The organism is Caulobacter sp. FWC2, from assembly GCF_002742625.1.
Taxonomy (GTDB): Bacteria; Pseudomonadota; Alphaproteobacteria; order Caulobacterales; family Caulobacteraceae; genus Caulobacter.
This window is the reverse complement of sequence record NZ_PEBF01000001.1, coordinates 1,997,901-2,011,579: the sequence shown is the minus strand read 5'-3', so window position 1 is coordinate 2,011,579 and position 13,679 is coordinate 1,997,901. Positions and strand designations below refer to the sequence as shown.

At 66.0% G+C, this 13,679-nt stretch carries 9 protein-coding genes and 1 pseudogene; 8 read left to right on the top strand and 2 right to left on the bottom strand.

Annotated features, from left to right (window positions below; genetic code table 11):
* The first annotated feature begins 35 nt into the window (after window positions 1-35).
* From CSW62_RS09700 to CSW62_RS09680, 6 genes and pseudogenes are all read left to right on the top strand, one after another.
* The gene (locus tag CSW62_RS09700) at window positions 36-1,289 is read left to right on the top strand and encodes a glycosyltransferase family 1 protein (RefSeq protein ID WP_099577253.1); all 1,254 of its coding nucleotides are present in this window, start codon (window positions 36-38) and stop codon (window positions 1,287-1,289) included.
* Window positions 1,290-1,303: 14 nt separating this feature from the next.
* On the top strand, window positions 1,304-2,500 hold the full coding sequence (locus tag CSW62_RS09695; RefSeq protein ID WP_099577251.1) for an LptF/LptG family permease: 1,197 nt from the start codon (window positions 1,304-1,306) through the stop codon (window positions 2,498-2,500).
* 186 nt (window positions 2,501-2,686) lie between these two features.
* A pseudogene (locus CSW62_RS26885) lies at window positions 2,687-2,830 on the top strand (chemotaxis protein CheW); the annotation flags it as partial.
* A 108-nt stretch (window positions 2,831-2,938) separates the two neighbouring features.
* Window positions 2,939-5,896, top strand: a complete 2,958-nt coding sequence (locus CSW62_RS09690; RefSeq protein ID WP_369827545.1) for a TIM-barrel domain-containing protein — start codon at window positions 2,939-2,941, stop codon at window positions 5,894-5,896.
* A gap of 225 nt (window positions 5,897-6,121) precedes the next feature.
* Window positions 6,122-6,283 (top strand): hypothetical protein, encoded by a 162-nt coding sequence (locus CSW62_RS26880; protein WP_233206650.1) that lies wholly within the window; start codon window positions 6,122-6,124, stop codon window positions 6,281-6,283.
* On the top strand, window positions 6,280-7,404 hold the full coding sequence (locus CSW62_RS09680) for an ATP-binding protein (protein WP_233206649.1): 1,125 nt from the start codon (window positions 6,280-6,282) through the stop codon (window positions 7,402-7,404). The genes CSW62_RS26880 and CSW62_RS09680 overlap by 4 nt, the downstream gene beginning before the upstream one ends.
* Window positions 7,405-7,472: 68 nt before the next feature.
* On the opposite strand, the gene CSW62_RS09675 is transcribed toward CSW62_RS09680, so the two are convergent.
* Together CSW62_RS09675 and CSW62_RS09670 are read right to left on the bottom strand one after the other, a co-directional pair.
* Window positions 7,473-9,260: a methyl-accepting chemotaxis protein gene (locus CSW62_RS09675; protein ID WP_233206648.1), complete on the bottom strand. Its 1,788-nt coding sequence runs from the start codon at window positions 9,258-9,260 to the stop codon at window positions 7,473-7,475.
* 325 nt (window positions 9,261-9,585) lie between these two features.
* Window positions 9,586-10,164 carry a RidA family protein gene (locus tag CSW62_RS09670; protein WP_158235415.1) on the bottom strand — a complete coding sequence of 193 codons (579 nt, stop codon included), beginning with the start codon at window positions 10,162-10,164 and terminating at the stop codon, window positions 9,586-9,588.
* A gap of 102 nt (window positions 10,165-10,266) precedes the next feature.
* On the opposite strand from CSW62_RS09670, the gene CSW62_RS09665 reads away from it, so the two are divergent.
* Both CSW62_RS09665 and CSW62_RS09660 read left to right on the top strand, forming a co-directional pair.
* On the top strand, window positions 10,267-11,124 hold the full coding sequence (locus CSW62_RS09665; protein ID WP_099577243.1) for a LysR substrate-binding domain-containing protein: 858 nt from the start codon (window positions 10,267-10,269) through the stop codon (window positions 11,122-11,124).
* Between the two features lie 259 nt (window positions 11,125-11,383).
* The gene (locus CSW62_RS09660) at window positions 11,384-13,654 is read left to right on the top strand and encodes a TonB-dependent receptor (protein ID WP_099577240.1); all 2,271 of its coding nucleotides are present in this window, start codon (window positions 11,384-11,386) and stop codon (window positions 13,652-13,654) included.
* Window positions 13,655-13,679: the final 25 nt, after the last annotated feature.

The following is a 13,679-nucleotide window of genomic DNA, read 5'->3' as shown; positions in this document are numbered from 1 at the left end:
CCGGGGGGCCAGGGCGTGCTCATGGAAGGACAATCATGGATATCAAGGCGCTGATGACGCACACCGATGGTGCGCGCCCGTTGCGGATTGCCTTGTTCTCGGGGAACTACAACTACACCCTCGATGGCGCGAACAAGTCGCTGAACCGCCTGGTCGGCCACCTGCAGAGTACGGTAGGCGCACAGGTGCGGGTCTATTCTCCGACCGGACCGAACCCCGCTTTCGAGCCGATGGGCGAACTGATCTCGGTGCCGTCCGTGAAGATCCCATTTCGGCGGGACTATCGTCTGGCGCTGGGCCTGCCGCGCGCCGTACGGCGCGATGTCGAGGCGTTCAAGCCCGACCTGATCCACCTTTCCGCGCCGGACCTTCTGGGCTCGGCGGCGTTGAAGTTCGGACGCGCCTTGAAGGTCCCGGTCGTCGCCAGCTTGCACACCCTGTTCGACACCTATCTCGACTACTACGGGCTTGGTCGGCTGCGCCCGCTGGTGCGCCGTCAACTCTGGAAATTCTACGGCGCGTGCGACTATGTGCTGGCGCCGACCGAGGCGATCGGCGACGAGCTTCGCGCCCAGAACCTGCCGGCCCGCATCCGCACCTGGGCGCGCGGCGTCGATCCGGTCCTTTTCCATCCCGGACGCCGCAGCGAGGCCTGGCGGTTGAGCCAGGGCTTCGTCCCTGATCGTCCGGTGATCGTCTTTCTCGGACGAATCGTCATGGAGAAGGGCCTGGCGGCCTTCGCCGAGACCATTGGCCGGCTGGAAGCGGCGGGCCATGCCCCGCAGGTGGCGGTGATCGGCGACGGTCCTGGCCGGTCCTGGTTCCAGGAGCGGATACCCTCGGCTGTCTTCACCGGCTTCCTGACCGGCGAGGCCCTGGCCACGGCGCTGGCTAGCGGTGACATCTTCCTCAATCCCAGCACCACGGAGACGTTCGGCAACGTCAATCTGGAGGCGATGGCCTCGGGCCTGGCGATGGTCTGCGCCGATGCGCCCAACACGCGCGCACTGCTGCGCAATGGCCGCAACGCCCTGCTCTGCCCGGATCAACCGTCCGCCTATGCCGACGCCCTGTCGGGGTTGCTCGTCTATCGCGACGAGCGGCTGCGCCTCGGCGCCGAGGCGTTGGAACGCAGCGCCGCCTATCGATGGACGGAGATCCTGGACGAGGTGCTGGACGTCTATGCCGAGGCTCTGGACGCTCGCCCTGTCCTCCGAGCGCTGCGCGCGCCGGTGCGGCGCGCCGGCGCCCTGGTCGAGCCGCAACCGGCCGGCCTGCCCGTCCTCTGAGGCGCAGCCGCGACATGCTCCCGACCATACTCGACCGCTATCTGCTGAGGCGGACCTTGACGCCGATGTCAGCCGTCCTGATCAGCACGATGGTGGCGTTTCTGATGGAGCGCCTCATGCGCTCCTTCCAGTTGCTTTCTCAGACGACGGACGGTTTCAAGTTCCTGACCGAGCTTCTGGTCAACCTCGTCCCGCACTATGTGGGGCTGACCTTGCCCGGCGGCTTCTTCATCGGCCTGTTCGTCGTCGTCAACGGCCTCAACAAAAGCTCCGAAATCGACGCGATCCTGGCCAGTGGCACGTCGCTGGGCCGCTTCGCCGCGCCTTTCGTCGGCCTCGGCGTCGTGCTGATGGTCTTCAGCGTTCTGCTCTTCGGCTTTATCCAGCCTTACAGTCGTTACGCCTATCACGCGGTCCTGCATGCGGCCGCGAACGCCGGATGGAACGGCGATGTCAGGGCCAAGGCCCTGCTCACGGCTAGTCCCGACGTCTTCCTCACCGCCGATGACGCCGACGCCAGCGGAAGCCGGCTCAAGCATGTCTTCATCCGCAAGATCGGCCCCGATGGACGCGAGGACGTGCTCACGGCGATTTCGGCGGTGGTCCTCAAGGGCGCGGGCGATCAGATCGTCAAGCTGGAACTGCGCGACGGCCGACAGGTCAGCACGACCCGCGAGGCCCAGGTCTATGTCACCAATTTCTCGCGCTTCGCCTTCGACCTGCCCCTGGCACAGTCGGCGAAGCTACTCCGGCTGCGGGGGGACGAGGTCAGCGAGCTGACGCTGATCGAGCTGGCCCAGCAGGGGTTTGGCAAGCCGACGCCTGCGCTCCCCCGACAGGTTCTGCTGGCCGAACTCTTCGCCCGGTCGTCGCGGGCGTTGATCCTGCCCCTACTGCCGCTGCTGGCTGTACCGTTCGGCCTGAGCGCCAAGCGCGCGGGCTCCGGCTCGGCCATGGCCACCGGCGGGGTTCTGCTGTTCCTGTTCGAGACCTCGATGATCCTGGGTCAGGCCATGGTCTCGGCGGTCCATCTTCCGGCGATCGTCACGGTCGGCGGGCCGGCCGCGCTTTTCGCGACGGTCTGCGTCGCCACCTGGGTGACCAGCCGCCAGCGCCCCGGCGAAAACCCCGTCAGCTGGTTGACGGAGCATGTCGCGGTCCTGTTCGCCGCCATCGCGCGAGCCTTCCGCCCGCAGCGCGTGGCGCTCTAGCCGCAGCCCTCTGGGCGCAAGTTCAAGTTTGGCGGGACCGAAGCCGCCGGTCCGACGTCCGGCTGCGGCCCCTGCCCCGGCCGCCGCGAGCCCCGTTCACGCCACCCAGCGCAAGATCGCCGCCTTCGCCGGCGCTCGCCCAGGCTCGGCCGCCGTTGCAGTCAAGACAGACAATTGGGAGGAGTTTTGACAGCCTCCCTCGCCCATCCCGGCCAGCTTGAACTGATCTCGTTCGAGATCGGCGGCCAGGAATACTGCATCGACATCCGCGGCGTCATCAATCTCCGGGGAACGGTCATGCCGGTTCTCGACCTGCGCAACCGTCTGGGCGGCGTCTCGCAGGACGGATGGCTTGCCGCCTCGCGTCATTATGGTACCGGTAACCAAAATCACCCTCCACTGACGAAACGGGAGGGACAGCGACTGGGGAAGAAACGCGTGTCGAAGGTCAATGCTCGCACGGTGACGGCGTGTTGGACGCTCACGACGGTGGCGGTCGCCCTGTTCGCCGCCACCGCGGCGTTCGCGCAGCCGACGACAACGCCCACCGGCCTGGATGCTCTGGGCCAATTCCAGGCCCTGGCGCGACCCGCCGATGCGGCTTTTCACTTTTCGAGACTCCGCAACGGCGTGCAGTTCCAGCTGAATGGCGTCACCAAGTCGGTGGTCTTCTATTCGCCGACGATCGTGCGGGTGAACGCCAACCTGGGCCAAAGCTATTGGACCGCGCCGAGCCTCGTGGTGATCCGCCAGCCCGAGGCCGCGCCTTTCACCCTCCACGAGACCGCCGATACGCTGGACCTGATCGGTCCAAAGCTGCGCGTCGTCATCGACAAGCGCGGCGGTGCGCTGACCTACTATGACTCCTCGGGCCGTCTGCTGACACGCGAGAAGGCCGACGCGCCCCAGTCGATCGACAAACGCACCATCGCCGAAGCGCCGACCTATGAGGTCGAGAACCGCTTCACGCTCAAACCTGATGAAGGCGTCTACGGCCTTGGCTTCACCGGCGATGATGAGGTCAACCGCCGGGGCAAGGACCTGCTGCTGGTCCAGACAAACGTCGGCATCATCATTCCGGTGATCGTCTCTACGGAGCGCTATGGGGTGCTCTGGGACACCTATTCGCAGATGCGTTTCAAGGACGACGACCAGGGCGCGCGCCTCTGGGCGGAAAGCGCGCCGGGCGGCGTCGACTACTACTTCATGGCCGGCGACACGATGGACGGCGTGGTCGGCGCATATCGGTGGCTGACCGGCGATGCGCCGATGTATCCCAAGCAGGCGTTCGGCCTGTTCATGAGCAAGGAGCGCTACCCCACGCAAGACCGTCTCCTGGAGGTCGCGAGGACGTTCCGCAAGGAAGGCTTCCCGCTCGATTACATCGTCCAGGACTGGCAATATTGGGGCGGCGACAAGGACGGTAGCTGGTCCGGCATGACCTGGGATCCCACGCGGTTCCCCGATCCCGTCGGCATGACGCGGCAGGCCCACGACCTGCACATGAAGCTGATGGTTTCGATCTGGCCCTCGGTCGGCAACGACACCGCGCTCGGGCGCGAACTCGACCAGCACAATCTGCGCTTCAAGCCGCTGCACTGGATATCCAAGCAGGCGCGCGTCTACGACGCCTACAGCTCCAAGGGCCGCGAGATCTATTTCAAGCACATCAAATCGGGCCTGCTCGACAAGGGCGTCGACGCGCTTTGGATGGATGGGACCGAGGTCGAGGTTAGCTCGGCGATGTGGAACCCGGTCGACAACGTCCGCGACACCAAGGCGCTGGGCAGCAACGCGATGGGCGACTTCACCCGGTATTTGAACCCCTATTCGCTGCTGACCACCGAAGGGACCTACAAGGGTCAGCGCGCGACCAGCGACAAGCGCGTCTTCACGCTGACGCGTTCGGCATGGGCGGGCGCTCAGCGGACGGCCGCGGCCTCATGGTCGGGCGACATCTACGCAAGCTGGAAGACCTTCGCCCAGCAGGTGGCGGGCGGCGTGAACGTCACGATTACCGGCAATCCCTATTGGACCCAGGACACCGGCGGCTTCTTCGTTACCGATTTCCCCGGCGGCGAGAAGAACCCCGCCTGGCGCGAGCTCTATGCCCGCTGGTTCCAATATGCGGCCTTCAATCCGATCATGCGGGTCCACGGCACGAGCGTCGAGCGCGAGCCCTATCTGTTCAAGACGCTAGATCCGCCGGTGTACAAGACGCTGCTTGAGGCGACGCAACTGCGATACCGACTGTTGCCCTACACCTACAGTCTGAGCGCAAAGGTCACGGCCGATCGCTACACCCTGATGCGCGCCCTGCCGATGGACTTCCCGAAGGATCCGGCGACCTTCGGCATCAACGACAGCTTCATGTTCGGCCCGTCGCTGCTGGTCCATCCGGTGACGCGAGCGATGTACAACATCCTCCCCTCGTCCCCCACGACGGTCCCCGGGCGACAGCTGCGTACCGCCGACGGCAAGCCGGGCCTGACCGTGCGATATTTCTCTGGAGAGAATTTCGAGACGCCGCGCGGCCAGACCGTTGACGAGAAGATCGATCACACCTGGCCAGATCCGCCATTGGCGGAACTTCCACCCGGCCTGCCCTCGCTGAGCCATTTCTCAGCGCGCTGGGAGGGCGAGTTGATCGCTCCCGAAGACGGTGAATACGAGATCGGGCTGACGGGCAACGACGGTATGCGCCTTGCTCTGGGCGGTGAGACGGTGGTCGACGAGTGGAACCGCGCGGCGACCCGCACGCGGCTGGTGCGCCGCACGCTCAGGGCGGGCGAAAGGCTGCCGGTCCGGCTTGAGTTCTCCCACCCGGAGGGCGGCCGGGTGTTCCGTTTCGTCTGGCGCACGCCCAGCGAGTTGAAGCGGGACGCCGCGGTGTTGAACGCGCCGCGCGATCTGACGATGCGCACCTACCTGCCCCGAGGCGCGGACTGGTACGACTTCTGGAGCAACCAGCGCCATGCCGGTGGCCAGACTGTGGCGCGCCAGGCGCCGCTCGACGTCATGCCGCTCTACGTTCGGGCCGGGGCGATCATCCCGATGGGGCCGATCATGCAGTATGCGACGGAGCGTCCGGATGCGCCCTATGAGATCCGCATCTATCCCGGCGCGGACGGCAAGTTCACGCTCTACGAGGACGACAACGAAACCTACGCCTACGAAAAGGGCCAATCGGCGCGCTACGATCTCAGTTGGAACGATGCGACGCGCACCTTGACGGTGGGTTCACGTCGCGGCGCATTCCCCGGCATGGTCAAGCAGCGGACCCTGAATGTCGTCGTTGTCGATGCCGAAGGCACGCCCGTCGGTCGAACGATCGCTTACAGGGGGCGCGCCGTGGTGATGCGGTTTGATCGCCAGGGCGTGACCAATCGGAACTGACGAGGAGCGTCCCGACAGCGGGCTGGTCGACATCATCCCGTCGGCGTCCCTTTGCAGTTGTTCGCTACAGTGGACATTCTTGACGGGCCGGGCGCTCCACGGAGCACCAGCCCGATTCGCTGTGGCTTGAAGCGCCCGACCTCGGGCGACGGGATTGATTTCGACATGTGGTGCAGGGCGGTTCTTGATTGGCGCCGGATACGGTCTCCAGGGCTTGCTTGCCTGGTGCTGGTCATCATCCTCTCCATGGCGAGCGGCGTGGCGGTAGCGGCATCGCGCGCCGAGCGGCTTCAGGCGCTGGGCGATCAGATCCGCGCGCATGAGGGACGGCTCTCGTCAGCCGATATCGAGGCGGCCGGCGCGGCCGCGATGGACGCCCCACGATGAGCCATGAGCTTCGAACGCCCCTCAACGGCATGCTGGGCCTGGCCCAGGCGTTGAAGCTGGAACCCCTCGAGCCTGGAGAGCGCGAACAGGTCGAGCTGATCGAGGATTCCGGGCGCAATCTCCTGACCTTGCTCAACGACGTGCTGGATTTGTCGAAGATCGAGGCGGGCAAGCTGCAGATCGCGCCGCCACGCGCCGACCTGAGGCGCAAATGCAAGCGCCTGGCCAAGATCCACGGCGTGCTGGCGGCGGAGAAGGGCCTAGGCCTGACCCTCGACATCGACGACACGCCGCCGACCCTGATTTTCGATCCGGTCCGCGTGCGCCAGTGCGTGTCTAACCTGCTGTCGAACGCCATCAAGTTCACCGAGACGGGCGGCGTCGTGCTGCGTCTGCGGTGCGAGCCTATAGGCGACCATGAGGTGATGGCTCATATCTTGGTGAGCGACACGGGCATTGGCATGTCGGCCGAGACCTGCGCGCGGCTGTTCGGCGCCTTCGAGCAGGCCGACGCGACCACCGCCCAGAGGTTCGGCGGCACGGGGCTTGGCCTCAACATCACGCATCGGCTGGCCAAGTTGATGGGCGGTGACGTCAAGGTCGAGAGCAGAGAGGGAAAAGGCTCGACCTTCACCTTGAGCTTCCGCTGCCAGGTCCCGGTGGCGGAGCCGTCGATCAAGCCGGATATGGATGACATCTTCGAACCCCCGCCGGCCAGTTTGAAGATCTTGCTGGTCGAGGATCATCCGGTGAACCGGAAGGTGATCGGTTTGATGCTGGCTCCCTTGGGCTGCGCGCTCTTCGAGGCCGAGAACGGCCAGATCGCGCTCGACCTTCTGGCCGCCGAGCCCGGCGACCTGATTCTCATGGACGTGAACATGCCCGTGCTGGGCGGCCTTGAGGCCACGCGCCGCGTGCGATCCGATCCTCGTCTCGACACGATCCCGATCATCGGCCTGACCGCCGACGCCATGGACCACCAACGCCAGGCGTGCCTGGACGCCGGCATGAAAGATGTCCTGACCAAGCCCCTGGAGATGGCCGCGCTGTTCTCGACGATCAGTCGGGCGATAGAGGGCGAGGGATCCGCCCGGCGATCGGCGGCGCCGCACAGCGCCTAGCCGGGGCCAGGGAAAAGGCGGCCGAACCGCGTCCTCTTGAACGAGTTCGGCCGCCCAGCCTTGAGAATTTAAGCGGCGCGGCGACCGGGACGGTTCGTCGCGACCGGGCTTTGCTGGGACGGCTGAGCGTTGGTCCGGAAGCGTCCCACCAGCCTGGCCAGCTCGCCGGCCTCGCTGCGCAGGCCAACAGACGCGGCCGTCGCCTGCTCGACCATGGCGGCGTTCTGCTGGGTCACCTGATCCATCTGATTGACGGCGGTGTTGACCTGGGCGAGCCCCGTAGCCTGCTCCTGCGAGGATTGGGCGATTTCGGAGATCAGGGCGTCGATCTCCGAGACCCTGCTGACGATGGCGTTCAGGGCCTGGCCCGTATCCCCCACCAACTTGACCCCGCGCTCGACCTGCGCGGTGCTGCCGGCGATCAGGGACTTGATCTCCTTGGCCGCGTCCGCCGAGCGTTGGGCAAGCGCGCGCACTTCCTGGGCGACGACCGCGAAACCACGCCCGGCTTCCCCGGCGCGAGCGGCTTCGACACCGGCGTTCAGGGCCAGCAGGTTGGTCTGGAAGGCGATTTCGTCGATCACGCCGATGATCTGCGTGATCTGACCCGAGCTCTGTTCGATCTCGCCCATGGCCAAGACCGCGTCGCGCATCACCGATCCCGATTGCTCGGCGTCGGACTTGGCGCCCGTCGCCGCGGCCGAAGCGCGCTTGGCGCCCTCGGCGCTGCGCCGAACGGTCGCGGTGATCTGGTCGAGCGCGGCGGCTGCTTCCTCAAGGCTGGCGGCCTGCTGCTCGGTGCGGCGGGACAGGTCGTCGGAAGCCGCGGCGATCTCGTCCGAGCCGCCACGGATACCGCTGGTCGCGCCGGAGATCGCGCTCATCGCCTCGTGCAAGCTGTCGACGGCGGCGTTGAAATCGACCTTGATCTGCGGATATTCGCCGCCGAACTCAGCCTCGATACGGCCGGTCAGGTCACCTCGCGCCAGCAAGCCCAGGCTTGAGGCCAAGGCGCTCACCACCATGGCCTGTTCCGCCTCGATGCGGCGCCGCTCCGCGTCGGTGCGGCCTCGCTCCGTTTCGGCCGCGGCCCGCATGCCTTCCGTTTCCGTTTCCAGGGCGCGGGCCCTGAGGCCATTGTCCTTGAAGACCTGAACGGCCTTGGCCATGTCGCCAACTTCGTCGCCGCGTTCACGCCCCGCGACCACGACCTCCAGATCGCCCGAGGCCAGGCGGCTCATGACGCGGGTCATGGCCGTGACGGGCCGGGCGATCAGACGGGTCATGGCGAGGCCGAGCGCGACCGAGATCACCGCGGAGGTCAGCCCTCCGGCGACAAGAATGATCTGGCTCAGAAGAACACTGCGATCACGCTCAGCCGAACGCGTTTCAAGCAGGCTGGCCTCTGCGTCGCGCATTTCGCCCAGAGTCTTGCGGATGGCGTCCATCGACGCCTTGCCCGCGCCGGAAGCCTCCAGCGCGCGCGCCGCTTCAAGACCGCTTCCCGACGAAACCAGAGCAATTTCGCGCGAGGCCACACTGGTCTCCCAACGCGCGGCTTCGGCCTTGAGCACCGAAATCCGCGCCTGTTGCGCAGGATTGTCGGCCGTCAGCGTGGTCAAGGCGACGACGGCGGCGGCGAAGTTCTTGCCGCCATTGTGGTAGGGCTCGAGGAAGCCATCCTGGCCGGAGACCAGATAACCGCGGACACCGGTCTCCTGGTCCACCATGGACGATCCGGCGATGTCGACCTGGCCCAAGACCTCTTGGGTGTGGTCATTCCAGTCAGACGCCTTGGCGATCTGCTTCAAATTCGCGAAGACGAGCCCGGCCACGACCAGCGTGATCAAGGTCAACAAGCCGAAAACGATACTCAGCTTCCGGCTAATTCTGATGTTCTCCAATGATCCACAAGCCCCGAAACAAGATTCGAGTTAATGGTGAAGCTTGGAAATTAACTCATGTTTAATTACGATCGCGGCGCTCAGCCGCGGTCGAAAAATATTCAATGCCTCCGGTTTTCAAACTACACCTGAGTTAAGCTTGCAATTTCAAGCTGCACAAACTTAATCCAACTCGCCGCCAGGTTCGGGGCGCCCAAGCCGCCCCGGCCACCAAGCCGTCGCCCGGCGGCTTCCACGGGCTGCGCCGACGCTTGAAGGCCTGGGCGACTGCCTGCCCCTAGGCCGGGTCCACCGCCACCGTCATGTCCAGCTCCAGCACAGCATTACGCGGCAGCGCGGCGCCCCCGATCGAGGTTCGCGCATGGGCGCCGGCCGGGGCCAGCACCTTGGCCAGCAGTTCCGATGCGCCGTTCGAAACCTCACTGAGCTGATAGAAGCCCGGCGCCGCCTGCATATAGACACTCATCTTGGTCACCTTCCTGATCCGCCCCAGGTCGCCGAGGTGGTCCTCGAGCGCCTTGAGGCAGCGCAGAGCCGAGACCATGGCCGCGTGCTGCGCCTGCTCCAGCGTCACCTCCGCGCCCACCCGACCGACCGCGATCACCCTGCCATCAAGGCTGGGCACCATGCCGCTGACCTCGACAACACCGCGATCCTCCACCGCCGCGGCATAGGCCCCGCCCGGCTGCGATCGGCCCAGATCGATCCCCAGGGCGGCGATCCGCTGGGTGATCAGGGCGTGGCGTTCGCTCAAGGCGTGGTTGGGAGACATCGTGCTTTCCTGGCTGTGAGCCGCCGCCCCGATGAGCGGCGCCGCGCCGACGGCGGCGAGAACGAGGCGACGGGATAGGGGCATGGGAGCGTCCGGTATTGGGGTCGCCCCGTTTCTAGGCCGCGGGTCCCGCCGCCGCCAATTCGAACCTTGGCCGCAAGCGTTCGGTTTGACTAATATCTCGCAATGCGCGCCTCCCCGCTCCTGCCGCCGCTCCATGCCTTGCGCGCCTTCGAAGCGGTGGCGCGGCACGCTGGCGTCTCGCGGGCCAGCCGCGAGCTGCTGATCACCCAAAGCGCCGTCAGCCAGCACGTCCGCAAACTGGAGCAAGACCTGGGCGCCACATTGTTCGTCCGGCACGGTCGCGGCATGACCCTGACCGAGGCCGGCCAACGCTACTACGAGACTGTCAGCCGCGCCTTCGCCCTGATCGCCGAGGGCACAGCCGCCCTGGCCTGTCGTCGGGTCGTGCGGGTCAGCGTGCTGCCCTCGTTCGCCGCCCACTGGCTGGGTCCTCGGCTCGCCGGCTTCCGCGCCGCCTATCCCGATATCGAGGTCGAACTGGACCCGACCCTCGCCGCCGCCGACTTCGCGGGCGACGGCGTCGACCTCGCGGTGCGCTACGGCGATGGCCGCTGGCCGGGCGTAGAGGCCAGCTTGCTGATGACCGAACGCCTGACACCCGTCCTTGGGCCTGAGGCCGGCCCGATCGAGACCCTGCCCCTGCTGATGACCAAGAAGGCCTTTGACTGGAAGGTCTGGGCCGAGGCCGAACGGTTCGACCTGTCGGCGCGGCGGCAGGTGCAACTCACCGACTACAATGTCGTGCTCCAGGCGGCGCTACGTGGCGAGGGGCTGGCCTTGGGGCGGCTGAGCCTGGTGGACCCGTTGATCGCCAAGGGCCAGCTCGTCGCGCCGTTCGCGACGGTGGTGCGCTCCCCCAAGGCCGCGTACTGGCTCCTACGTCCTGAGGCGCGAGCGCCAGCAGGTCCGGCCAGGATCTTCGCGGAATGGATCTCCGACGAAGCTCGGCGGGAGACTTAAAGGACCGCTTTCGCTCCGGCACGCCCGCGATGCGACCGGCCAGGCCATGCGCGACCTCGCCGTCTATTGCGGGGCGAATGCCGCGACCGACCAACACTTTTGAGCGCTTTGCCATCGCTCCAGCCCGCAAACCATGCACCGCCGGCCTGAGCGGGCTCGTCCGACGCCTGCCGCTTGCCCTCGCCGCGCTTGCATTGCGATAGTTTTTATTATCGTAATGTGACCAACGGTCGAAGCACCGGGCTAAAGGGATTGGAAAATGAAAGCGGCTATGTTCATGGGCTGCGCCATGCTGGCGCTTTCGCCGGGCCTTGCTTCGGCCCAGGCGACGTCATCCCGGACAGCGACGTCGAGCGACGCGGACACGGCGATCGCCGAGATCGTCGTCACCGCCCAGAAGCGTTCGGAGAACCTGCAGGACGTCCCGGTCTCGGTCACCGCCCTGACCGCCGACACGCTCTCGTCGCGCGGGGTCAACAACGTGCTGGCCCTGAACAACATGGCGCCCGGCATGCGGATCAGCGCCAATGACGCCGCCGCCAATCCCAAGATCTATATCCGCGGCGTGGGTCTCAGCGACTTCAATCCCAACGCCTCCAGCGGCGTCGGCGTCTATGTCGACGGCGTCTATATCGGCTCGCCGCTGGCCCAGATGGCCGGCTTCTTCGATCTGGCCCAGGTCGAGGTGCTGCGCGGCCCGCAAGGCACACTCTACGGCCGCAACACCAATGGCGGCGCGATCAATATCACCACCAAGCGCCCCACCCAGAGCTTCACCGCCGACGCTTCGCTGGAGTACGCCACCTTCAACGCCGTCACCGCCGAAGCCGCGGTCGGCGGCCCGATCATCGCCGACAAGCTGGCCTTCCGCGCCGCCGGTCAGTGGGTCAAGGACGACGGCTACACCTACAACCGGATCACCGGCAACGACGTCAACGCCGCGGACCACTGGGCGGGACGCCTGTCGCTGCTGTTCACGCCGACAGACAATTTCGAGATGCTGACCCAGGTCAATCGCTACGTGAATCGCGGCGACGCCATCGCCCCGCAGCACCGCGCCCTCTTCCCCTCCACCGCCGCCGCCACGGGTCCGGGCGGTCTCTGCGCGCCCAACGCCTATGCCAGCGGCGCCTGCGCCGACCTCCTGGGCTATGCCGACACCGACAAGAACCCACGCGCCATCGACGCCAACCTGGAAGGCAAGGACAAGGTCGACCTGTTTGGCGCCTCGAACCAGGCGACGTGGTCCTTCAACGGCCTGCAGTTGGTGTCGGTCACCGCCTGGCAATGGGCCCACCGCAACGACGTCGAGAATACCGACGGCAGCCCGGCCCAGATGCTGGAGATCAACTATCGCTCTCGCCAGCACCAGTTCACCCAGGAGCTGCGCCTGCAGTCCGACACGCCGTCAGGCCGTCTGAACTGGGTGATCGGCGGCTACTTCATGGACGAGACGGTTCGCGACAACACCCGCCAGGACACTCTGCGCGACCTTCGCCCGCTGTTCGCCACGCCAGACAATCCGACAGGCCTCAGCCCGGAAAACAGCGTCGCCGTATTCGGCTGGCCCTACACCCAGACGACCAAGGGCTACGCCGTGTTCGGCCAGGCCGACTACAAGATCACCGACAAGCTGACCGGCACGGTCGGCCTGCGCTGGTCCGCCGACAAGAAGCACATGAACTACCAGAGCCAGATCGAGGACGGCCTGATCGTCCTGCTGACCTCTGACCAGAAGAAGACCTTCTCGGCGCTCTCGGGACGCCTGGGCCTGCGCTACGAGGTGACGCCGGACACCAATGTCTACGCCACCTATAATCGCGGCTATAAGAGCGGCGGCTTCTTCGGCGGCCTGGCCTCCACCCCCGCAGAGGTGGAGCCCTACGACAACGAGACGCTCGACGCCTACGAAGTGGGCATGAAATCCGAGTTCTTCGACCGCCGTGTGCGGCTGAACCTGTCGGGCTTCTACTACGACTACAAGAACCAGCAGGTCTTCGCCCAGGCGCTGCGCAACGGCCTGACCGTGCTGGTGCTGGACAACGCCGCGAACTCAAAAGTCTATGGCGGCGAGGCCGAGATCACCGCGCGACCGATCCAGCCCCTGACCCTGACGGCCGGCGTGTCGTTGCTACACGCCAAGTACGGCGACTATTTCAGCGAGGGACAGGACTTCACCGGCAACCGGCTGCCGCAGTCGCCGAGCGTGACCTTCAACACGTCCGCCACCTATGTGGCCCCGCTGGCCAACGGATCGTCGATCGTGGCCAATGTCGACGCCAACTATTCATCCAAGGTCTATTTCGACAACTCCAACGCCCCGCGCCTGTCGCAAGACGCGGTGTGGGTCGCCGGGGCTCAGGTCAGCTGGCGCTCGCCGGACCGGAAGATCGAGGCCGGGGCCTTCGCCCGCAACCTGTTCGACAAGACCTATGTAGTGTCGATCTCCAACATCGACAGCCTGGGCGAGGACCTGCTCAGCATGAACCGCCCGCGCAGCCTGGGCGTCTTCCTGCGCTACCACTACTAGCTGGAGTTGGTCGGCGGCGGTCAAT

Bases quoted from the DNA above. Each gene is read 5' to 3' on its own strand.
- CSW62_RS09700 (WP_099577253.1), top strand. From the start codon at position 36: ATGGATATCAAGGCGCTGATGACGCACACCGATGGTGCGCGCCCGTTG.
- CSW62_RS09695 (WP_099577251.1), top strand. From the start codon at position 1,304: ATGCTCCCGACCATACTCGACCGCTATCTGCTGAGGCGGACCTTGACG.
- CSW62_RS09680 (WP_233206649.1), top strand. From the start codon at position 6,280: ATGAGCCATGAGCTTCGAACGCCCCTCAACGGCATGCTGGGCCTGGCC.
- CSW62_RS09670 (WP_158235415.1), bottom strand. From the start codon at position 10,164: ATGCCCCTATCCCGTCGCCTCGTTCTCGCCGCCGTCGGCGCGGCGCCG.
- CSW62_RS09665 (WP_099577243.1), top strand. From the start codon at position 10,267: ATGCGCGCCTCCCCGCTCCTGCCGCCGCTCCATGCCTTGCGCGCCTTC.
- CSW62_RS09660 (WP_099577240.1), top strand. From the start codon at position 11,384: ATGAAAGCGGCTATGTTCATGGGCTGCGCCATGCTGGCGCTTTCGCCG.